The sequence below is a fragment of the Vreelandella titanicae BH1 genome, assembly GCF_000336575.1.
In the GTDB taxonomy this organism is placed as follows: domain Bacteria; phylum Pseudomonadota; class Gammaproteobacteria; order Pseudomonadales; family Halomonadaceae; genus Vreelandella; species Vreelandella titanicae.
In genome coordinates, this window is the sequence record NZ_AOPO01000004.1 from 341,018 (window position 1) to 360,434 (window position 19,417).

Sequence of the window (19,417 nt, forward strand, 5' to 3'; positions counted from 1 at the left end):
TGAAATCAACATACACCAAAGGTAGCTGCACTCTACATTCGCTTATTTGCTTGGGCGAAATGCCCTGTTACCCATTTGTTCTGTTCAGACTTTCGGGGGCTTCAATGCTCAATGCCAACCACATGCGTGACCCTGCCATCTGGCAAACCGATCTCGACACCCTCATGGCGCGCGTTAGCGACCACTACCTAGTGGACGAAAATAGTTACGTCAGTGAACTGATCGAGGTGCTGAATGCCAACCGCGAAGATTTCGCCCGCATTGAAGCCAATACCGCTGCGCTGGTTGAGGACGTCCGTAAGATGGACACGGCTGTCGATACCATCGACGAACTGTTACAGCAGTACAGCCTGGATACCCATGAAGGCCTGATGCTGATGTGCCTTGCGGAAGCTATGCTGCGCATCCCCGATAAAGCCACCGCCGACGCCTTGATCGAGGACAAACTCGGCCCCGCCGATTGGCAGTCTCACCTAGGTAAGAGCGAATCCTGGATGGTCAATGCCTCTACCTGGGGCTTATTGATGACTGGACGTGTGCTGAAAATGGATCACCCTAAGGAGGGTCAGCCCGCCAGCTTTATTAATCGCATGGTCAATCGCACGGGCGAGCCGGTTATTCGCCGCGCCATGTACGAAGCGATGAAGATCATGGGCAAGCAGTTTGTGCTGGGCCGCGATATCAATGAAGCCCTCAAGCGCTCCAAGCCACTGTTCAATAAAGGCTACACCTACTCTTACGATATGCTGGGTGAAGCTGCGCGCACCCAGGACGACGCGCAGCGCTATTTTGACGACTACGCACGCGCGATCGAACAAGTGGGAAAAACCTGCAAAACCTTAAGCGATAAGACCCCGGCGCCGTCGGTCTCCATCAAGCTCTCTGCGCTCCACCCCCGTTATGAGTTTGGCCGCCGCGAGCAGGTGCTAGCCGAGCTGGTCGACACCGTTATCAAGCTAGTGAGCAAGGCGCGCGAGCTGGATGTGGCCGTTACGATTGACGCTGAAGAGGTTGATCGCCTTGAGATTTCCCTAGAGGTCTTCCGCGCGGTTTACGAAAGCGCAGCCGCCAAAGGCTGGGGGCACTTTGGCTTGGTCGTCCAGGCTTACTCCAAGCGCGCCCTGCCGGTGCTGCACTACATCAATCGTTTGGCCGACCAGCAGGGGGATGAGATTCCGCTACGCTTGGTCAAAGGCGCCTATTGGGATACTGAAATCAAAGAGTCCCAGCAGCTCGGGGTTGACGGCTACCCAGTGTTTACCCGTAAAGCGGGCACCGATGTTGCCTACCTCGCCTGTGCACAGTTCCTGCTTTCTAACGATACCCGTGGGCGTATTTTCCCGCAGTTCGCGACCCACAACGCTCACACGGTGACGACGATTCTGGAGTTCGCCAACCGCGACAGCCGTCCGTTCGAATTTCAACGCCTACACGGCATGGGTGAAGCCCTTTATGACGCCGCGCTTGAGCGCGCACCGAAAGGCACCTACTGCCGCATTTATGCCCCGGTGGGAGCACATAAAGACCTACTGCCCTACCTGGTTCGTCGCCTGCTTGAGAACGGTGCCAACTCATCGTTTGTTCACCAGTTGGTCGACCCGGATGTACCGGTCAAGTCGCTGTGTCAGCACCCGGTTGAGACCCTGCGTCAGCAGAAAAACCTGGCCAATGCGAACATTCCATTGCCCAAGGATATTTACGGCCCTAAACGACGCAACTCTCGCGGGGTCAACCTGAACATTCGCAGCCACTACTACCCGCTGATGGAGAAGATGGCCGCGTTTATGGACAAGCAGTACCCGGCCAAGCCGCTGCTGGCCTTTGATGTTGCCGACGACACGGCTAATACCCATAGCGTCACCAGCCCTTATGACCGCCGCAAAACCGTGGGCAGCGTGCAGTGGACTAGCAAAGAGCAGGCAACCAAGGCCCTGGATGCTGCCTGGGCCGCCTTCCCCCGCTGGGATGCTACGCCCGTGGCTGAACGTGCCGCTATCGTGCGTCGCCTAGGCGATTTGATGGAAGAGCATATGGCGGAACTAATGGCACTCTGCTCCCGGGAAGGTGGCAAGCTACTTACCGATGGCGTCGATGAGATCAGAGAAGCCGTCGACTTCTGCCGCTTCTATGCCATGCGCGCAGAAGAGGACTTTGGCGAAGCGATTGTGCTGCCCGGCCCCACCGGCGAATCCAACCGCTTGATGATGGGCGGCAAAGGCGTATTCGCGGCGATTAGCCCCTGGAACTTTCCAGTGGCAATTTTCTGTGGCCAGGTAGTGGCCGCGGCAGTGGCGGGTAACACCGTACTGGCCAAACCGGCGGAGCAGACCTCCATTATTGCCCACCGGGTCATAGAGCTGCTCTACGAAGCCGGTATGCCCCGGGATGTGGTTCAGCTACTGCCCGGCGATGGCCCGACGGTAGGCAGCGTGTTGACCTCCGACTCGCGGATTACCGGCGTGGTCTTTACGGGTGGCACTGACACCGCACAAATTATCAACCGCGCCCTGGCGGCAAGGGAGAACGCCCCGCTGCCCACGTTAATCGCCGAAACCGGCGGCATGAACGCCATGATTGTCGACTCCACTGCCCTGCCCGAGCAGGTCGTGGTGGATGTGGTTCAGTCAGCCTTCCAGAGCGCCGGCCAGCGCTGTTCGGCACTGCGCGTACTGTATCTGCAAGACGATGTTGCCGACCGAGTGATCGAGATTCTCAAAGGCGCCATGAACGAGCTACACATTGGCGACCCCCGCGAACTGGGAACCGATGTTGGTCCTGTCATCGACGAAGACGCCCGCAAAGGCCTGCTGGAGCATATCGAAAAACTTAAGGCTGAAAATCGCCTTGTCGCTGAAACGCCAATGGCCGCTGAGCATACCCAGGAGGGTACTTTCGTAGCCCCCGTCGCTTTCACTATCGACAGCATCGATGCGCTGACCCGCGAGCAGTTCGGGCCAGTCCTGCATATCGTGCGCTACAAATCTAGCCAGCTTGATAAGGTCATCAACGACATCAACGGTCGCAACTACGGCCTGACGTTTGGCGTGCACAGCCGCAACGAATCGTTTGCCGCTGAAGTCGCCCAAAAAATGCGCGTGGGTAACGTGTACATCAACCGTAATATCATCGGTGCCGTGGTGGGCGTGCAGCCGTTTGGTGGTCAAGGCCTTTCAGGCACTGGCCCAAAAGCCGGTGGCCCTCACTATCTGCAGCGCTTTGTCACCGAGAAAACGATTACGAATAACACCGCCGCCTTAGGCGGGAATGCGTCGCTGTTGGCGCTAGGCGATGAGTGAGCTACTCATCAACATCACTAACCTGAACTCCTGAACAGGAAACTATCTCATGGTCGAAAATAATATAGGGATCGTTACATACAAAGGCACCACAGACCTTTCTGTCTTCATCTATAGCGGGCTCACCAGGGCCAATAACATGGATATGAAAAGGGGCTAACAACAACAAGACTGCGCCACTACCGTACTCTTCTCGGTATGCGCACTAACCTGTCGGAGCTAGCTCCGTCCTGAATAATTGGAGAAGTTACATGGCTATAGGTGTTTGGATCAGTCTCATTGCGTACTTTGCGCTAATGGTTGCCATCGGTATTTATGCGATGCGCAAATCCACCTCTTCCTCTGAAGATTACATGCTGGGTGGTCGTACCCTCAGCCCAAAAGTAGCGGCCCTGTCGGCCGGTGCGTCAGATATGAGCGGCTGGTTGCTGCTGGGCTTGCCCGGTGCAATGTTCGTCTCGGGTTTAGGCTCGGCGTGGATCGGTATTGGTTTGCTCGTGGGGGCGTTATTCAACTGGATTCTAGTCGCCCCTCGTCTACGTGAACAGACGGTTCACTACGGCAACGCGATCACCATTCCGGCTTTCCTGGCAAACCGCTTCCCAACGCGGTCAATGTCACTGCGGACAGTCTCCGCTGTCGTCATCGTGATCTTTTTCGCAGTCTATACCGCGTCAGGCCTAGTGGCAGGCGGCAAGCTGTTTGAAAGCGCGTTTACTGGCATTTACAACTTCGGCGATATGAGCAACTACGCCATGGGGGTCATGATCACCCTGGGCGTGGTGCTTATTTATACGGTTGTCGGCGGCTTCCTGGCAGTGAGCATGACGGACTTCGTGCAAGGCTGCATCATGATGCTAGCGTTGGTGATCATGCCAGCGGTGGTGCTGTTTGGCGAAGGTGGCGGCGGCTTATCGCAGGCAACACAGACCCTGAATGAAGTCGATCCCACCCTGCTTTCCTGGACGTCGGGGCTGACCTTCATCGGGTGGCTGTCGGCTGTGACCTGGGGCCTGGGTTATTTCGGTCAGCCGCACATCATTGTGCGCTTCATGGCGATCCGCACACTCAAGGATGTGCCCATTGCCCGCAACATTGGCATGGGCTGGATGCTCATCTCGCTGATTGGTGCCGTTTCTTTGGGCATCTTCGGCCGGGCCTATGCGATCCGCAACGGTATTGATGTCCAAGATCCAGAAACGATCTTTATCATCCTGGCAGACCTACTGTTCCATCCGTTGATTACCGGCTTCCTCTATGCGGCGTTGCTTGCAGCGGTTATGAGCACCGTTTCAAGCCAGCTTCTGGTGGCCTCTTCGTCACTAACCGAAGACTTCTATCGCCTGTTCCTGCACAAGAACGCAACGGAAGCGCAGTGTGTCGCCGTAGGCCGTGTCTGTGTAGTACTTGTGGGCATTGTGGCAGCGGTTATTGCCTCTGACGAAAACTCCCAGGTTCTGGGGCTGGTCAGTAACGCTTGGGCAGGCTTCGGCGCCGCGTTTGGCCCGTTGATTATCTTGTCGTTGATGTGGTCACGCACCAATGGCAATGGCGCCATCGCAGGCATGGTCGTGGGTGCTCTCACCGTTATGATCTGGATCTCACTGGGCTGGAACGGTGAATTCCTGGGTGGTCCTGGCGTGTACGAGATTATTCCTGGCTTCATCGCGTCCTTCATCGCCATCATCGTAGTCAGCAATGCGACTGACGATGCCGGTGAATATCAGCATATCGAACGCAAGTAAGCGCTCAGCCACATTGAGCGTATCAAGAGGGCTCCCGCGGGAGCCCTCTTTAGGTTAGTTATTTTGTGTTGACTGCAAAAAGTATGACTACACCCTAACCGACGCAGCAACGCCTTAGTGTCGGCTAGCAAGGAGAGACCCTGTATGAACGACCATCTGCATAGCGACGTGAGTGATCTACGCTCACGCATTCGCACCAACTACGACGCCAACGAGGCAGATGTGCTGCACGGGCTGGTCGAGCGTATCAAGCTGTCGGAGGATGACCGCAAGAAGGTCGCCGCCGTTGGCGCCAACTACGTGGAGCGTGTGCGCAAGGAAAGGTCGCCCTCGATGATGGAGGCGTTCCTTGCCGAGTACGGGCTCTCGACCACTGAGGGCGTTGGCCTGATGTGTCTGGCAGAAGCGCTACTGCGCGTGCCCGATGCAGAAACCATCGACGACCTGATCCACGACAAGATCGAGCCCTCCGACTGGGGCGCCCACCTGGGTAAGTCCTCGTCATCAATGGTCAATGCCTCTACCTGGGCACTGCTGCTGACCGGTAAGGTGCTGGAAGAAGACCCCAAGGGCCCGACCCGAGCGCTGCGCGGCCTGGTGCGCCGGATGGGCGAGCCGGTGGTACGCAAGGCGGTTGGCCAGTCGATGAAGATTCTCGGCCGCCAGTTCGTGCTTGGCCAGACCATCGAAGAAGGCATGAAGAATGCCCGCGAACTGGAGAAACAGGGCTATACCTACTCCTACGATATGCTGGGTGAAGCGGCACGCACCGACGAAGATGCCGTCCGCTATCACCAAGCTTATTCAGAGGCGATCACCGCGATTGCCGAGCAGGCCAAGGGCGACGTGCGCGGAAGCCCCGGCATCTCAGTAAAGCTCTCGGCGCTGCACCCGCGCTATGAATACACCCACCGCGACACGGTGATGGCAGAACTGGTACCGCGCGCCAAGGAACTAGTGCAGCAGGCAGCCAAGGCCAATATCGGTTTCAATATCGATGCCGAAGAACAGGATCGGTTGGATCTCTCCCTCGACGTGATTGAGGCCCTAATGGCCGACCCCAGTCTTGATGGATGGGACGGCTTCGGGGTGGTCGTGCAAGCCTACGGGCGCCGCGCCGCGCCGATGATAGAGACACTCTACGAGCTGGCCGAGCGGTTTAACCGCAAGATTATGGTGCGGCTGGTTAAGGGCGCCTACTGGGATACCGAGATCAAGCTCTCCCAGGAGATGGGGGTGAAGACCTTCCCGGTCTTCACCCGCAAGGTCAACACCGATGTCAGCTACATGGCCTGCGCGCAAATGCTGCTCGACCGGCGCGACCGTATTTATCCTCAGTTCGCTACCCACAATGCTCATACCTGTGCCGCTGTAGCGGAGATGGCGGGCGACGATAAGGACAGCTACGAGTTCCAGCGCCTGCATGGCATGGGCGAATCGCTGCACCACATCGTTAAAGAGTCAGAGGGCACGCACTGTCGCATCTACGCCCCGGTCGGCGCGCACCGCGACCTGCTGGCCTATCTGGTACGCCGCCTGCTGGAGAACGGCGCAAACTCCTCGTTCGTCAACCAGGTGGTGGATAGCTCGATTCCGCCCAGCGAGGTCTCAAAAGATCCCATTGAAGGGTTTAAGCAACTCGGCAACGACGTTTCAAGCCCGTTGATCCGCCAGCCCAGCGAGCTGTTTGAGCCCGACCGCAAGAATTCCAAGGGCTACCGCATCAACGAACCCGCTTCGATTTTGCCGCTGCTCAATGCCCGCGAAGCATTTGCCGACGCCACCTGGACCGCAGGCCCCATGCTGGTGGGCAGCCCCGCTCCCCAGGGCCCGGCGCGCGATGCCGTCTCCCCCGCCGACGGCTCTCGGGTGATCGGCAAGGTGCATGAAGCCACCCCGGAAGAGGTCGCCACTGCCCTCGACGCCGCCGAGCAAGGCTTCAAAGAGTGGTCGGCGCGCCCGGCAGCCGAACGCGCCGCGGTACTCCGACGCACCGCCGACCTCTACGAGGAACACATTGCCGAGCTGACCGTGATCGCCACCCGCGAAGCGGGCAAGATGATGTTCGATGGTATTGCCGAAGTGCGCGAAGCGGTGGATTTCCTGCGTTATTACGCCAACGAGGGCGAGCGGCTGGAAGCGGAAGAGCCCGGCAGCGCCCGCGGCATCTTCGTCTGCATCAGCCCGTGGAACTTTCCCCTGGCCATCACCACCGGCCAGATCGCTGCCGCCTTGGTTGCTGGCAACGCGGTGCTCGCCAAGCCCGCCGAGCAGACGCCCCTGATCGCCGCCCGCGCCGTCGAGCTGATGCGTGAGGCTGGCCTACCGGAAGCGGCACTACAGTTGCTTCCTGGCGACGGCCCAACGGTGGGCGGCCCGCTAACCAGCGATCCACGTATCGCTGGCGTCTGCTTCACCGGCTCGACCCCGGTAGCACAGATCATCCACAAGGCTCTGGCGGACAACGCAGGCCCCGACGCCGTACTGATCGCCGAGACCGGTGGTCTGAACTCCATGATCGTGGACTCCACGGCGCTGACCGAGCAGGCGGTACGCGATATCCTGATCTCCTCCTTCCAGTCGGCTGGCCAGCGTTGTTCGGCGCTGCGCATGCTGTATGTCCAGGAAGAGGCCCGCGACCGGTTGCTCAACATGCTCTATGGCGCCATGGACGCGCTCACCATTGGCGACCCCTGGAATACCGATACCGACGTCTCGCCAGTGATCGACGTCGATGCCCAACAGGAAATCAGCGACTACGTGGCGTCGAATGAGAAAGCTGGCAAAGTGCTGAAGAAGCTGTCCGCGCCGGACACCGGTACCTTTGTCACCCCGGCGGTGATCGAGGTTGGAGGCATTGAAGATCTCGAACGTGAAATCTTCGGCCCGGTGCTGCACGTGGCCACCTTCAAGGCGCGGGATATCGACAAGGTCGTCGACGACATCAATGGCAAGGGCTACGGGCTGACCTTCGGCCTGCATACCCGCATCGACGACCGCGTGCAGCAGATCGTCGAGCGCATCCATGTCGGCAACGTCTACGTCAACCGTAACCAGATCGGCGCTATCGTTGGCTCTCAGCCGTTCGGCGGCGAGGGCCTCTCAGGTACCGGGCCCAAGGCTGGCGGCCCGCTCTACGTCAATCGCTTCCGCCGCACCGCTGACGCCGAGCGCCACGAGACGCCGGAGGGAAAAACCGTATCACTCGGCGATCTCCAATCGGCCATCGACGGGCTGGATGCGCGTAACTGGGCGGTACGACCCAATCGCATCGAGGTACTGCGCAAGGCGCTCTCCGGCAAAGGCGGCGTGATCCGCAAGGCACTTGCCGAAACGGCAGCGTTGGACATGACGCCACAGACACTGCCGGGACCGACAGGTGAAAGCAACCGCCTGGCCATGTATCCGAAGGGAGTGGTTCTGTGCCTAGGGCCGACGCTGGATATCGCCATTGCTCAAGCAGCGCAGGCCCTAGGCGCGGGCTGTGCCGCTGTCGTAGTCACACCAGGTGCCGAGCAAGCCGTGAAGCCGCTGACCGATGCCGGCGCACCGGTGGCTGGGCTTGATGGAAGCGTCTCGGCCGAGACACTGAGCGAAGTCAAAGGCATTGCAGCGGTCGCCGCCGCTGGCGCCAGCGACTGGACTCGTGAACTGCGGATGGCGCTGGCCAAGCGCGACGGTGCCATCGTATCGCTCGAGACCCAGACCATCTCGCCGGATCGCTACGTGGTGGAACGCCATCTGTGCATAGACACAACCGCGGCGGGTGGCAACGCCAGCCTGCTGGCAACGGCTGAATAGGTCGGCGCTAAATGGTAGGCGCTTAGGGATCGGTGCTTAGGAGGCGAGCGACTCATTGAGCTCGCTCGCCCTCCTCCCAGACTGTCCCAGGAATCAATAGTTAGCCACTACTCGTTAGCGGCTTTTTTTATCTAACGAACGAGTTTTCCGGTAATAGCAGCTAGTGATGCATTATTCGTAGTGGCTCCAGAGCCGAAGAACTTTCACCACTCGCTCGTCCTCAAGCACTTGGTAGACTAGGCGATGCTGGATATTGATCCGGCGTGAGTAGGCGCCAGCAAGATCACCAATAAGCTTCTCAAACGGAGGCGGCTTACGGTAGGGGTCTTCTGCAATCAGTACCAGTAAATCCTGGGCTTTTGGCTTGAGGCCGCTGGAGGCCAGTTTCTTCGCATCTTTTTGGGCTTGTTTGGTGTAAACCAACTTCCATGTCACCAGTCCAGCTCCTCATCGCATTCATCTAGGGGGGTATTCATCCCCTCACGAATAGACTCCCGCATACCTGGCACGGAGAGCAGGTAAAGTGTTTCCTGAATCGCCGACCAGTCTTCCTCGGATACCAAGACAGCTTTGTTCCGCTTGCCCATGATGACGATGGGCTGGTGAGACTCGGCAGTTTCGTCGATCAACCGATAAAGATTGCTGCGCGCCTCAGTTGCTGTGATTCCGGTCATGACGCCCTCTTGCTCATTCAATTTTCTAACAATGTACGCCTTTGGGTACGTACGTCAAGACGAACGTTGTGCATAACATCGTCAGAATACGTCTTTCGCGTGTATGGCCCTGATACTCATTGAGCCTTTTCTCCCGGTTTCGTGGTAGCGGCCTTGTAACATGTTGCCCCAAATAAGGCCTCATAGACCTCATCGATAGAACTGAAATTTTTAAACCAACCTTTTGGCAAAACCCTTATATTAGGGCGTTCGGCTTTAAATCCGCCCTGGTCGCCCTTGGTATGTTTTGCAAACTTAAGCCCGTCAAGGCTAGGCAATTTCTCGCCTGGAAGAGAGCCAAAGAAGAGGAATGGCCCCAGCTCCAAGGTATCTTCGTTGAAATAAATCCAAATAACACACCCAGAAGGCTTTTCAGAAAGCCTCGTATGAACTTTCTGGCTGGCTGTTTTGCCGCCAACGTATGAAGCTTTAAGCTGTATATGCCTCACGACCCCATTATCTTCCGCTATTAGATCATAGCCAGCGTTATCAACTTCTGGACTCGCCACCTCTAGCGTGCAGCCAAATTCCTTCCAGGAAAGCTTTAGCAGTTCGCCAATGAAAAGATGCTCAACGAGCTTTTCTCTAAAAGACGAGTGTTCGCTATGGTTCAACGCCTTCTCTCCACGTAACGCCGTAATCCCAAGCTTGTTGCGTACATTGCTTTAGCCTCTTGCTTCTGACAAGTAGCCTTTTGCAAGCTCGCCTACGAAACGACGCCCAGGATTAGAGCCGTTTATCCAATCATCAGGCGCAAATAGTTCAAACAGTCCTACCTTGATCAGTGTCGGCACCGCCAGCTCAAGCTCTTTCTCTACTTGCCCGCGCTCGCCTGAATTGTATAGATTAATGTTGTGGAGCATGGTTGCGACAGTGCCCGTCTGTACCTTGCTACCATCTTTAAGTCGAACAGAAGGAAGAACCTGACCTTCTGAAACAATTTTTTGGTTGGCCTCAGCCAACTGGTCTGAGTTTTCAATACTGTTGCTCATTGCAATTATTCCTCTTTAAAGCAGCTCAAGACAGTCATCAGCGTGGGCAAACGCAGCGAAGGGGTTGGCATCCGGTGCACGGCCTAAATGGGCTGTTTCAGGCGGCAACAAGCTTCTTAGCGTTTGCGCTAGAGTCCATCAGTTCAAAATGAACGAGCAACTGACTCTGCTCGGCTACAGTTTTGATGATGGTGCTCTTGTCCTTGAACTGATGGTCTTGGGCTCACACGAAAATTTCTACCACGATCTCAAACGGTAGCAATGACGCTATAACTCCCGGTACAAGCTGCGCTTTGGAGCAGCGGAAAAGCGCTCACCGTGATGCCGCTTGTTATGGTTTCTGCTCACTAAGCTCAACCTTTCTGCCATCAGGATCTTGGACGACATAAACATGCTTTCCGCCAAACTTATACTGGTCCACTAATTCTAAGTCAGGGATGATATTGCCCAGACCTTCCACTGAAAATCCTAGTCGCGTGTTGTCTACTGATTCGCTGCTAACCAATGGATACAACTCGAATACAAACCCCGCATTTTCTGACGAGTAATGCACTGGCCCACAGCCATGCTGCTCTTCCACGAAGCTGAAACCGAGCTGCTCATAGAACTGCTTGCTGGCCCGCAAATCGCTGCACCGTAGTACGAACAAATCAAGTTTCATAATTCACCAAAATGACATAACGCTGCAACGTGCGCGGCTTTGTAATAAAGGCGCAGCCGCAACGTACAAGCAGTCGCTGTACCTGCGGCTATTATCCATTTGCCGAAATTACAGTTATGTTAAACCCTTCATCAGGTGTGGGCGCAACAAAGTACTTTGTAATCTGCTCAAACATCTCTTCAGTATCCGTTGCCGCTCTCTGCGGTTGTTCTGCACGCCTTTTGGCTATCTGCTCTAAGCAGGTATCATTTGGCTGGTCAATGTAAATTAGCTCATGGGGAGCCTGAATCTCTGAAAAGACACTTCTAAGCCATTTTCGTTGCGGAATCGTATTTGCAGGAAAGTCCATTACCACATTAGTGCCTGACGCCAAGATCGACTGAGCCAGCTTCTTCATTTGAGGCTTGAGCCGTCCAGCATATTTTACGTAATCTTCCAGTGTCTTAATGCTATCGGGATAAACCGACGCAAGCCACTCGTCTTCTGAAAGCAGTACGGCGTTTCGTTCTTGGGAAACTTCAAGAGACTTTGTAGTTTTCCCTGCCCCCATTTTCCCGCAGAAAAATGTCAACACTCCTTTCTTCATTTCTTGCCTCGTATTGCATAGCAGTTTATTTCTGCGCATACGTATTTTCCTAGAAAGCGTAACACCATAAAAAAACTCCAATGTGTTAATAGTAATGGGCAAATTACCAACTCCCATTCAAATGCTCGCTAGAAAAATGCGCATGCTCATTCCTGACCATCTTTTCGCATTGCCTATAAACACGAGCAGATGTTTTACAACTCGCTGTTTTAATTTATTTTTATAAACAATATTCTGGCAATATTTGATCATACCTCTTGCTGAGCGTATCAGAAAAACACGCATTACAGACTAAAAATACTTCATATCACTGCGCATGCATCCATACAAATGGGCAAGCCAAATGGCTAGCAGCCCGCTTCTGAATTAGGTCTCTCCAGCCGCCCCTCCCCCTAACCCCCCCATGTCTAATAACTCTTGCCCTGGATCAATAATCCACTCCCTGGGTCTCGTTACACTGGTTTCATCGTTAAGCGGCTATCGGAAAGCCGTCTAATCTTACTATCTGCGTTAACACCTGGAGTGATCCCATGCGTAAAGCCGCCCTGCCTACATTATTCGTCACCACTGTTGCCGCTGCGGCAATGATGACCAGCAGCCAGGCATTCGCCTACGGCGCTGGCGATTTCTTCACCCGCGTGGGTGTGGCCAAAGTCGCCCCCACCAGCGACAACGGCTCACTGGCCAACGGTGCGCTATCAGTGGATGTACAGGATAAAACCGATTTCGCGTTCACCTTGGGCTATCGCTTCCACGATAAAGTCGGCGTGGAACTACTGGCGGCGCTGCCGTTTGAACACGACATCCATTTAAACGGCGATAACATTGCCTCAACCAAGCACCTGCCGCCGACCCTAACACTGCAGTACTACCCGCTGGGCGGCACTCAGTCACGCGTACAGCCCTATGTCGGCGCCGGTATTAACTACACCTTTTTCTCCGATGAGGAGCTGACGATTGGTGATTTAGACCTGGATGACTCCTGGGGAGCGGCAGGCCAGGTAGGTGTTGATCTATTAGTTGATGACCATTGGGCGCTGAACGCCGCTGCTTGGTACATCGATATCGATACCGATGCGAGCGTTAACGGTGCGGCGGCAGGTACCGTTGAGATCGATCCTCTCGTGGTCATGGCAGGCCTCAGTTACCGCTTCTAAGCCACTTGCAAAACCGCTAGCGGATGTTATCCACAAAGCCTGCCTCACGGTGGGCTTTGTGCGTTTAGTAGCATGCCGCTTTAAGCGCTTTCAGTGACGATCTGGTCGACCTTCTCTACCGCCCGCACGATGAGCAGCTGGTGGTGGGCGGGTGTTTTCTCCTGCTGTAAATAGGCCGCCACGGCGGGAGCCACCTCGCACTTTGCGGGCATGGCTGCACGGGCATCCATCAAAGCGTTCAAGCGGGCAATAAACACAAAGCGTACCCATTGAGGCAGCGACATCGTGTCGATGCAAAATGGCTGCTGGCTGGCAAACGCCTCTGCATCGGGTGTTGGCATGCGCCATAGATCGGCGGCTTTCATCGACGCCTCAAGCTCTAGAAGTGCTGTCTGCAGCGGTTGATAAGTACTCATAAAGACGTGTGTCACTACCTCGGAAAATGAAAAGTGTGTCGTCTTCCCATTATCCCCACTCAGCGAGTGCCTTGCCACCTATCTACGCTTGCGGGAAGTTATCCATAGACTCACAGAAAACCTGCACGAGCCTGTGGATAAACTATGGAAAGGTGTCGCAACGCTTGCTCTCATGGGGCTTTCGCACAGTTGATTAATTTTTAACCGCATTGTCATTAATGCTAATGCCTTAAGGCACTGTCATTAACACCATGTTTTATCAGTCTCTGCGGCTGACAGTGTCACATCAGCAAGGTAGAGTGCAGGCTTGCAACGCGGAAGGATGTCATGCAACCAATTCAAACCCTTGATGAGTTTTTTACCCGCAGCGGTGGCGAGGTTTCCCTTTACCATATGGGGCGCCATGTCGTCTCCTGCCCGCGGGAGTCACTTGCCGCCTTTGAAGGTGGCGAAATGGCCTGGCCAGAACCCTGGCAAGGCCAAGCGCGCTTAGCCATTGTGTTTCGCCTTGGCGATATGCCCGAACCGGCTATTTGGTTCTTAGCCTTGCCACTGGACGAGCAGGGAATGATTGCCCCCGCCCAGCGCGATGCGTTTTTAAACCGGCTGCTGGAAACACTGGGGCGCGCGGTTTCTAACGTGGGTCGTGAAGAAACAGCGGACGTGGATCACTTAATGAAGGATAATCCCCTCGCCTTCACGCCTAACGTCACCTTCCAAGCCATGCTCAATGCACGCGCCACCCATGCGCGTGGGCTGCCCGCCAGCCAGCATTTTGAGCCGGTTGATGCCTACTTGAGCGGCCAGCAAGCGATCGATTGGCAGGCATTGGGGTTACAAGGGATTGCCGATTACGTCGTGAGAATGGAAACACTTGACGCTGAATCGCTCGCGCAGCGGTTGCCTGAACTGCCTACCGCCGTTATCCACTCCTTGTGCTACTGTTTAGAGCACCAGCCATTGCCACAGGCGTTAGTCGCGGCACTGCAGCGTCGTGGCGAAGCCGCTGCACAAGCGGGCGACATCGAAACGCTGTGTGCCTGTCTGCGCGCAGTGGGCAATACGGATGCATCAGAGGTGGGTAATTGGTACACGGCCTTACTTAACAACTCAGCGGCCTGTGGGCCGGATGTGCTCGCGGCAATAGCCGGGCGCGGCTGGGGCTATCTTGAAGACGCGCAGCGCCTGCCACTTTTTCTGCAACGCTTAGCAGAAGATGAGCGTAGCGATTTTGCCGCCGTAGTGCGTGATATTGCGTTAATACCACGACTACGCTTACCGGTCATGATGGCACTGCGGGATGCGCCTGCTGGCTCCGCAACCCAACGCCGTTTGACACTGATGATGTCACAGAGGAACGCTTGATCCGATGTCACTTTTAATTGCAAGGAGTGAGCCGTGAAGGAATTACCCTATCAGGCCAAAGCGGTCATTGGCCGCCGCGAGATGGTGACGCTACCTGAACTAGGGCTTCACCTATGCTGTAAAGCTGACACTGGCGCGCGAACATCTGCACTGCATGCAGAAGAGATAGAGACCGATGAAGATGACCATGGTCAACTGTGGGTTAGCTTTATCACCCATAGCGGAGGGCCAGACACGCCAGCGCATCGCTTCCGTTTGCACCTGCATGATCGACGCCGGGTCACCAGTTCCAACGGTCATAGCGAGTGGCGCTATGTTATACGTACCCCGATGCAGATGGGCGATTTGAATTTCCCCATTGAACTGACCCTTACTGACCGCAGCAATATGCGCCACCCGATGCTACTAGGCCGTAGTGCCATGCGCCGCCTCCTGGTGGCCCCCGGTGCCGCATTCTTGCACGGTGAGCCTTAACCCCTTATTAGTCGCTTCAATCTCAGCTCGGAGTCTCCTACATGCATATCGCTCTGCTGTCACGCAATCGCAATTTGTACTCTACCCGCCGCCTGGTTGAAGCCGCAGAGCAGCGTGGGCATACCGCCCGCGTGGTGGACACGCTGCGTTGCTATATGAGCATTACCTCGCACCACCCTTCGATCCACTATAAAGGCCAAGAGATTGAGCCTTTCGATGCGGTGATCCCGCGCATTGGTTCATCGGTCACCTTTTACGGCTGTGCGGTGCTGCGCCAGTTTGAAATGATGGGCACCTACGTTATCAACGATAACGTCTCGATTACCCGTTCGCGGGATAAATTACGCTCACTGCAACTGCTGTCGCGTAAGGGGTTGGGGCTGCCAATTACCGGCTTTGCCCACTCCCCCGATGACATTCCCGACCTGATCACCATGGTCAAAGGTGCGCCGCTGGTCATTAAGCTGCTCGAAGGCACCCAGGGGATTGGTGTGGTATTGGCGGAAACCAATCAGGCCGCTGAATCCGTCATTCAAGCGTTCATGGGCATGAAAGCCAATATCATGGTGCAGGAGTACATCAAAGAGGCGCGTGGCGCCGATATTCGCTGCTTCGTGATTGGCGATAAAGTGGTCGCTTCAATGAAGCGCCAGGCGGCGGACGGTGAGTTTCGCTCGAATCTACACCGCGGCGGCACCGCCACCGTGATCCGCATCACCCCTGAAGAACGTTCAACGGCGATCCGTGCAGCCAAAGCCATGGGCCTGCGCGTTGCCGGTGTCGATTTGCTACGCTCCAATCACGGCCCGGTGATTATGGAGGTTAACTCTTCGCCTGGTTTGCAGGGCATTGAGAACGCCACCGGCAAAGATATTGCGGGAATGATCATTGAGCACATTGAAAGAAACGCTTCACCAGCCCGTAAAGCACCGCCCAAGCCTAAAGGCTAAGGCAAAATATTAAAATAATCCGTTTCGGGGGTGGCAAATAGTCGCTGTCACCCCCACAATCTGCGTCACCGAAGGAGGTAGACGCTCATGTTTCTCGATAATCGCCAAGTGGCGATGGACAGCGTATTGGAAGCGCTGGCCGATAGCATTGATTATTTCCAAGACAATATTGAACGCCTGCGCCCGTCGCTGCGTGACGCTTTAAAGCCGCATTATGCTGCGCGGCTCAAGCAGATGCGCCAGCTGCAGGATCTGGCCCGTGCGCATTTAAAAATGCTGCCCCGGGATGCAGACGTTGAGCGCGATGATTTTTTATGGCTGTGGAGCCGTCTAAAAAGCTTTGTCGGCAACGATAGCCAAGTACTCATCAATGAGCTATTGGAGCAAGAGCGTGTATTAATGCAGGCGCTCTCCTCGCTGTATACCCACCCGTTACCCGATCCGATTGAACCGGTGGTAGAAGAGTGCATGCAGGGGTGCCGTAAGCTTATCCGCGAGCTGTATGCGCTGCAAAAGCGCAAAACCCACCGCTAACGCCCTATAGACACGCTGCTAGGGGCTTGAAACTATCTATGGCAAGGGCTAATAAAAGAGCTATGGAGGGCTAAAGCGCTCGTTTAGTGATGGCAGAATAAGGTCTATGGGCGTCCGCCTGGGTAATTCGATGGGCTCAGGCGTACCGAGAAAATAGGGCTCCCTCCCCCATACATAGAGATCACCCAGGGTGGCTACGCGTGCTGCCCACTCGCGCAGCTTTAAACGCCACCCCACTGCTACGGTAGGATCATCCGCCACACAGCCAGTGACATCGATACCTAGCGCACGACCAATAAATACCGCGCGGGGAAGATGCCAGCTCTGGGTGATCAGCAGGGCTTTATCCAGCTGAAAAACGTCTCGGGCACGCGCTAGCGTGTCGTAGGTGCTAAAACCAGCAAAATCCATGGTCAGCTGTTCAGACGCGACACCGCGTCGATACAGCTCGCGCCACATTGCGCGCGGCTCGTTATACGCCTGGGTACGATTATCCCCAGAGAGCAAAAGATGCTCGACCTGAGCCTGCTCAATTAAAGTAGCAGCGGTTCGCATGCGCGCATGGAAGTGCGGGTTTCTCACCCCACTACGCGTCCAGTGAGACGTACCGAAGACAATCCCCACCTCTGCTGGACGACACTGCTGCGGCTGACGCTCAATGTAAGCGGCGGTCGTCGCGAGCACCCAAAAATTGCCGCCTATAAACAGCAATGTCGCCAGCAGCGACAGTGCTCCTAGCGACATTAATAAACGCTTTAGCCATTTCAACAAAAGGTTATGCATCCAGCTCCCCAGCCGGGGTTAGAACATGCCGAGTTCAAGCTTGGCCTCGTCACTCATCATGTCACGGCTCCAGGGCGGGCTGAAGACTATTTCGGTGTGAACCTTGCTGATCTGCGGCGCACCGAGGATCTTATTGCGCGCATCCGCCGCGATTACATCGCCCATCCCACACCCAGGGGCGGTCAGCGTCATGCGGATAGTTACCATACGCTCACCACTGATAAGGCGCTCGATACGGCAGCCGTAGACAAGCCCTAAGTCAACGATATTGACCGGTATCTCCGGGTCAAAGCAGGTGCGCAGTTGATCCCACACGAACTGCTCAATCTCTTCCTCGGTCGCCGTTTCGGGCAGCGTAGGACGCGGGAGCGACTCAAGCCCCAGGGCATCCAGGTTTTGCCCCTCAATCAAATAGAGGCGCCCCTCAAAACCGACGCTTACCGTACTGCCTTTCGCCTGCATAACGCTAACAACGCTATCTTCAGCCAGTGTTTCCGTACTGCCAAACGGAATGGCAATGGCTTCCACATCGCGCTGGAGCGGTAACTGTTGGCCACGTTCGAGGCTGGCAACTTGCTCAAGATCCATAACTGTCCTTAAATGACGATTCCTAAAGAATCGACCTTAACGCACCATACCAATGACACGTTGGAGTGCTTCTACAAAGCGATCCACTTCATCGAGGGTATTATACGCCGCAAATGAAGCACGGCACGTCGCGTCGACCCCAAAATGATGCAACAAGGGCTGTGCGCAATGGTGGCCGGTACGAATAGCGACGCCGAGCTGATCGATCAGCAGGCCGATATCTTGCGAATGCGCCCCTTCCACAATAAAGGAAAGAACGGCCGCTTTATCCGGCGCAGTGCCTAAAATACGTAGACCATCGATTTGACCGACCGCCTGGGTAGCGTGATCGAGCAGTTGGCCTTCCCAGGCGCCGATGGCATCTATGCCAATGCTCTCCATCCACTCAAGCGCTCGACCCAGGGCAATGACCTCCGCAACAGCGGGCGTGCCCGCTTCAAACTTATGCGGAATAGCGGCAAAAGTGGTACCCACATCAAAGGAGACCGTGCTGATCATCTCCCCGCCCCCCTGCCAGGGCGGCATCGCTTCAAGCAGCGCCTGCTTGCCGTAGAGCACGCCAACGCCTGTCGGCCCATACACTTTGTGGCCAGAGAAGGCATAGAAGTCAGCATCGATTGCCTGCACATCGACCACTTGGTGAGGTGCTGCCTGAGCACCATCAATCAGAATCAGCGCACCCTGCTGATGGGCAAGGGTTGCCATCTCTTGCACCGGGTTAATGGTTCCCAGGGCATTAGAGACATGGTTCACCGCCACCAGCTTAGTGCGCTCACTCAGCAGCGAGCGATAGGTAGCCATATCCAGCGCGCCGTTGGCCTCAACGGGAATCACCTTAATGGTAAAACCAATCTCGGCGGCCAACAGCTGCCAGGGAACAATATTGGAGTGGTGCTCCAACATCGAAATCAACACCTCATCGCCAGGCGCAAGATTTGCACGCCCCCAGCTATGCACGACCAGATTAATCGCTTCCGTGGTGCCACGGGTAAAGATGATCTGACGCGCATCTTCCGCATTAAGGAACGCCTTAACCCGGTGGCGCGTGCCTTCAAACGCCGCCGTCGCCTCATCGGCGAGAGTATGCAGCCCGCGGTGAATATTGGCATTATAGCGCGAGTAGTAATCGCTAAACACGTCAATCACCTGCTGAGGCGTTTGGCTAGTGGCCGCATTATCTAAATAGATCAGCGGCTTGCCGTGCACCTCACGGGCCAGCACCGGAAAGTCCTGGCGCAGGCGCATAACATCAAAGGTCGCTTGCGCAGGGCTTGTTTGCACAGTGCCTGTTTGAGAAGGGCTAGACGTTGGCTCAATAACGGAATGTGGCATCAGACGCTCCTGATTGGGTAGTGG

General features: G+C 55.8%; 18 protein-coding genes and 1 pseudogene. 9 read left to right on the top strand and 10 right to left on the bottom strand.

The genetic code is table 11. From position 1 onward, the window contains the following. Nucleotides 1–104: 104 nt before the first annotated feature. The 3 genes from putA (HALTITAN_RS10675) to putA (HALTITAN_RS10685) all read left to right on the top strand — a co-directional run bounded on the left by putA (HALTITAN_RS10675) (nt 105) and on the right by putA (HALTITAN_RS10685) (nt 8,842). On the top strand, nt 105–3,296 hold the full coding sequence (gene putA / locus HALTITAN_RS10675; RefSeq protein ID WP_039859211.1) for a bifunctional proline dehydrogenase/L-glutamate gamma-semialdehyde dehydrogenase PutA: 3,192 nt from the start codon (nt 105–107) through the stop codon (nt 3,294–3,296). A 251-nt stretch (nt 3,297–3,547) separates the two neighbouring features. Beyond that, nucleotides 3,548–5,041, top strand: coding sequence for a sodium/proline symporter PutP (gene putP / locus HALTITAN_RS10680; protein ID WP_009287104.1), 1,494 nt, complete (start codon nt 3,548–3,550; stop codon nt 5,039–5,041). Between the two features lie 144 nt (nt 5,042–5,185). Beyond that, nucleotides 5,186–8,842, top strand: coding sequence for a bifunctional proline dehydrogenase/L-glutamate gamma-semialdehyde dehydrogenase PutA (putA, locus tag HALTITAN_RS10685; protein ID WP_051051988.1), 3,657 nt, complete (start codon nt 5,186–5,188; stop codon nt 8,840–8,842). A gap of 171 nt (nt 8,843–9,013) precedes the next feature. On the opposite strand, the gene HALTITAN_RS10690 is transcribed toward putA (HALTITAN_RS10685), so the two are convergent. The 4 genes from HALTITAN_RS10690 to HALTITAN_RS10705 all read right to left on the bottom strand — a co-directional run bounded on the left by HALTITAN_RS10690 (nt 9,014) and on the right by HALTITAN_RS10705 (nt 10,547). Then, nucleotides 9,014–9,277, bottom strand: a complete 264-nt coding sequence (locus HALTITAN_RS10690; protein WP_039859212.1) for a Txe/YoeB family addiction module toxin — start codon at nt 9,275–9,277, stop codon at nt 9,014–9,016. Next, nucleotides 9,274–9,516, bottom strand: a complete 243-nt coding sequence (locus tag HALTITAN_RS10695; RefSeq protein ID WP_027958673.1) for a type II toxin-antitoxin system Phd/YefM family antitoxin — start codon at nt 9,514–9,516, stop codon at nt 9,274–9,276. Before HALTITAN_RS10695 ends, HALTITAN_RS10690 begins: the two co-directional genes overlap by 4 nt. Nucleotides 9,517–9,632: 116 nt before the next feature. Further along, nucleotides 9,633–10,169 (bottom strand): PDDEXK-like family protein, encoded by a 537-nt coding sequence (locus tag HALTITAN_RS10700; protein ID WP_009287105.1) that lies wholly within the window; start codon nt 10,167–10,169, stop codon nt 9,633–9,635. A 51-nt stretch (nt 10,170–10,220) separates the two neighbouring features. Continuing rightward, entirely contained in the window at nt 10,221–10,547 is a 327-nt protein-coding gene (locus tag HALTITAN_RS10705) for a DUF7709 family protein (protein WP_027958672.1), read from the bottom strand. Nucleotides 10,548–10,677: 130 nt separating this feature from the next. Here HALTITAN_RS10705 and HALTITAN_RS25830 point away from each other — a divergent pair. Continuing rightward, nucleotides 10,678–10,806, top strand: a pseudogene (locus HALTITAN_RS25830) (type II toxin-antitoxin system RelE/ParE family toxin); the annotation flags it as partial. Between the two features lie 72 nt (nt 10,807–10,878). Here the strand turns inward: HALTITAN_RS25830 and HALTITAN_RS10710 are convergent. Together HALTITAN_RS10710 and HALTITAN_RS10715 are read right to left on the bottom strand one after the other, a co-directional pair. Continuing rightward, a complete protein-coding gene (locus HALTITAN_RS10710; protein WP_035538312.1) occupies nt 10,879–11,208 on the bottom strand; it encodes a VOC family protein in 330 nt (109 codons plus the stop codon). A 91-nt stretch (nt 11,209–11,299) separates the two neighbouring features. Beyond that, nucleotides 11,300–11,911, bottom strand: a complete 612-nt coding sequence (locus tag HALTITAN_RS10715) for a P-loop nucleotide/nucleoside kinase family protein (protein WP_009287106.1) — start codon at nt 11,909–11,911, stop codon at nt 11,300–11,302. A gap of 413 nt (nt 11,912–12,324) precedes the next feature. On the opposite strand from HALTITAN_RS10715, the gene HALTITAN_RS10720 reads away from it, so the two are divergent. Further along, nucleotides 12,325–12,951 carry an OmpW/AlkL family protein gene (locus tag HALTITAN_RS10720; protein WP_009287107.1) on the top strand — a complete coding sequence of 209 codons (627 nt, stop codon included), beginning with the start codon at nt 12,325–12,327 and terminating at the stop codon, nt 12,949–12,951. Nucleotides 12,952–13,031: 80 nt separating this feature from the next. Here the strand turns inward: HALTITAN_RS10720 and HALTITAN_RS10725 are convergent, their stop codons facing one another. Further along, a complete protein-coding gene (locus HALTITAN_RS10725; protein WP_027958669.1) occupies nt 13,032–13,367 on the bottom strand; it encodes a YqcC family protein in 336 nt (111 codons plus the stop codon). 327 nt (nt 13,368–13,694) lie between these two features. On the opposite strand from HALTITAN_RS10725, the gene HALTITAN_RS10730 reads away from it, so the two are divergent. From HALTITAN_RS10730 to HALTITAN_RS10745, 4 genes are all read left to right on the top strand, one after another. After that, on the top strand, nt 13,695–14,732 hold the full coding sequence (locus tag HALTITAN_RS10730; RefSeq protein ID WP_009287109.1) for a DUF3549 family protein: 1,038 nt from the start codon (nt 13,695–13,697) through the stop codon (nt 14,730–14,732). A gap of 33 nt (nt 14,733–14,765) precedes the next feature. Then, nucleotides 14,766–15,206 carry an ATP-dependent zinc protease family protein gene (locus tag HALTITAN_RS10735; protein WP_009287110.1) on the top strand — a complete coding sequence of 147 codons (441 nt, stop codon included), beginning with the start codon at nt 14,766–14,768 and terminating at the stop codon, nt 15,204–15,206. Between the two features lie 41 nt (nt 15,207–15,247). After that, a complete protein-coding gene (rimK, locus tag HALTITAN_RS10740; protein ID WP_009287111.1) occupies nt 15,248–16,156 on the top strand; it encodes a 30S ribosomal protein S6--L-glutamate ligase in 909 nt (302 codons plus the stop codon). An 87-nt stretch (nt 16,157–16,243) separates the two neighbouring features. Then, nucleotides 16,244–16,690: a hypothetical protein gene (locus tag HALTITAN_RS10745; RefSeq protein ID WP_009287112.1), complete on the top strand. Its 447-nt coding sequence runs from the start codon at nt 16,244–16,246 to the stop codon at nt 16,688–16,690. A 60-nt stretch (nt 16,691–16,750) separates the two neighbouring features. Here HALTITAN_RS10745 and HALTITAN_RS10750 read toward each other — a convergent pair whose 3' ends face one another. The 3 genes from HALTITAN_RS10750 to HALTITAN_RS10760 are packed head-to-tail and all read right to left on the bottom strand — an operon-like array spanning nt 16,751 to nt 19,393. Then, nucleotides 16,751–17,473, bottom strand: a complete 723-nt coding sequence (locus HALTITAN_RS10750; protein ID WP_009287113.1) for a SanA/YdcF family protein — start codon at nt 17,471–17,473, stop codon at nt 16,751–16,753. Nucleotides 17,474–17,491: 18 nt separating this feature from the next. Beyond that, nucleotides 17,492–18,061: a putative Fe-S cluster assembly protein SufT gene (sufT, locus tag HALTITAN_RS10755; RefSeq protein ID WP_009287114.1), complete on the bottom strand. Its 570-nt coding sequence runs from the start codon at nt 18,059–18,061 to the stop codon at nt 17,492–17,494. A gap of 36 nt (nt 18,062–18,097) precedes the next feature. Further along, nucleotides 18,098–19,393 (bottom strand): cysteine desulfurase, encoded by a 1,296-nt coding sequence (locus HALTITAN_RS10760; protein WP_009287115.1) that lies wholly within the window; start codon nt 19,391–19,393, stop codon nt 18,098–18,100. Between the last annotated feature and the right edge of the window lie 24 nt (nt 19,394–19,417).

Bases quoted from the DNA above. Each gene is read 5' to 3' on its own strand.
- putP (WP_009287104.1), top strand. From the start codon at position 3,548: ATGGCTATAGGTGTTTGGATCAGTCTCATTGCGTACTTTGCGCTAATG.
- HALTITAN_RS10750 (WP_009287113.1), bottom strand. From the start codon at position 17,473: ATGCATAACCTTTTGTTGAAATGGCTAAAGCGTTTATTAATGTCGCTA.
- HALTITAN_RS10725 (WP_027958669.1), bottom strand. From the start codon at position 13,367: ATGAGTACTTATCAACCGCTGCAGACAGCACTTCTAGAGCTTGAGGCG.
- HALTITAN_RS10695 (WP_027958673.1), bottom strand. From the start codon at position 9,516: ATGACCGGAATCACAGCAACTGAGGCGCGCAGCAATCTTTATCGGTTG.
- HALTITAN_RS10710 (WP_035538312.1), bottom strand. From the start codon at position 11,208: ATGAAACTTGATTTGTTCGTACTACGGTGCAGCGATTTGCGGGCCAGC.
- sufT (WP_009287114.1), bottom strand. From the start codon at position 18,061: ATGGATCTTGAGCAAGTTGCCAGCCTCGAACGTGGCCAACAGTTACCG.
- HALTITAN_RS10715 (WP_009287106.1), bottom strand. From the start codon at position 11,911: ATGGGAGTTGGTAATTTGCCCATTACTATTAACACATTGGAGTTTTTT.
- HALTITAN_RS10745 (WP_009287112.1), top strand. From the start codon at position 16,244: ATGTTTCTCGATAATCGCCAAGTGGCGATGGACAGCGTATTGGAAGCG.
- putA (WP_051051988.1), top strand. From the start codon at position 5,186: ATGAACGACCATCTGCATAGCGACGTGAGTGATCTACGCTCACGCATT.
- HALTITAN_RS10730 (WP_009287109.1), top strand. From the start codon at position 13,695: ATGCAACCAATTCAAACCCTTGATGAGTTTTTTACCCGCAGCGGTGGC.
- HALTITAN_RS10720 (WP_009287107.1), top strand. From the start codon at position 12,325: ATGCGTAAAGCCGCCCTGCCTACATTATTCGTCACCACTGTTGCCGCT.
- rimK (WP_009287111.1), top strand. From the start codon at position 15,248: ATGCATATCGCTCTGCTGTCACGCAATCGCAATTTGTACTCTACCCGC.
- putA (WP_039859211.1), top strand. From the start codon at position 105: ATGCTCAATGCCAACCACATGCGTGACCCTGCCATCTGGCAAACCGAT.
- HALTITAN_RS10705 (WP_027958672.1), bottom strand. From the start codon at position 10,547: ATGAGCAACAGTATTGAAAACTCAGACCAGTTGGCTGAGGCCAACCAA.
- HALTITAN_RS10760 (WP_009287115.1), bottom strand. From the start codon at position 19,393: ATGCCACATTCCGTTATTGAGCCAACGTCTAGCCCTTCTCAAACAGGC.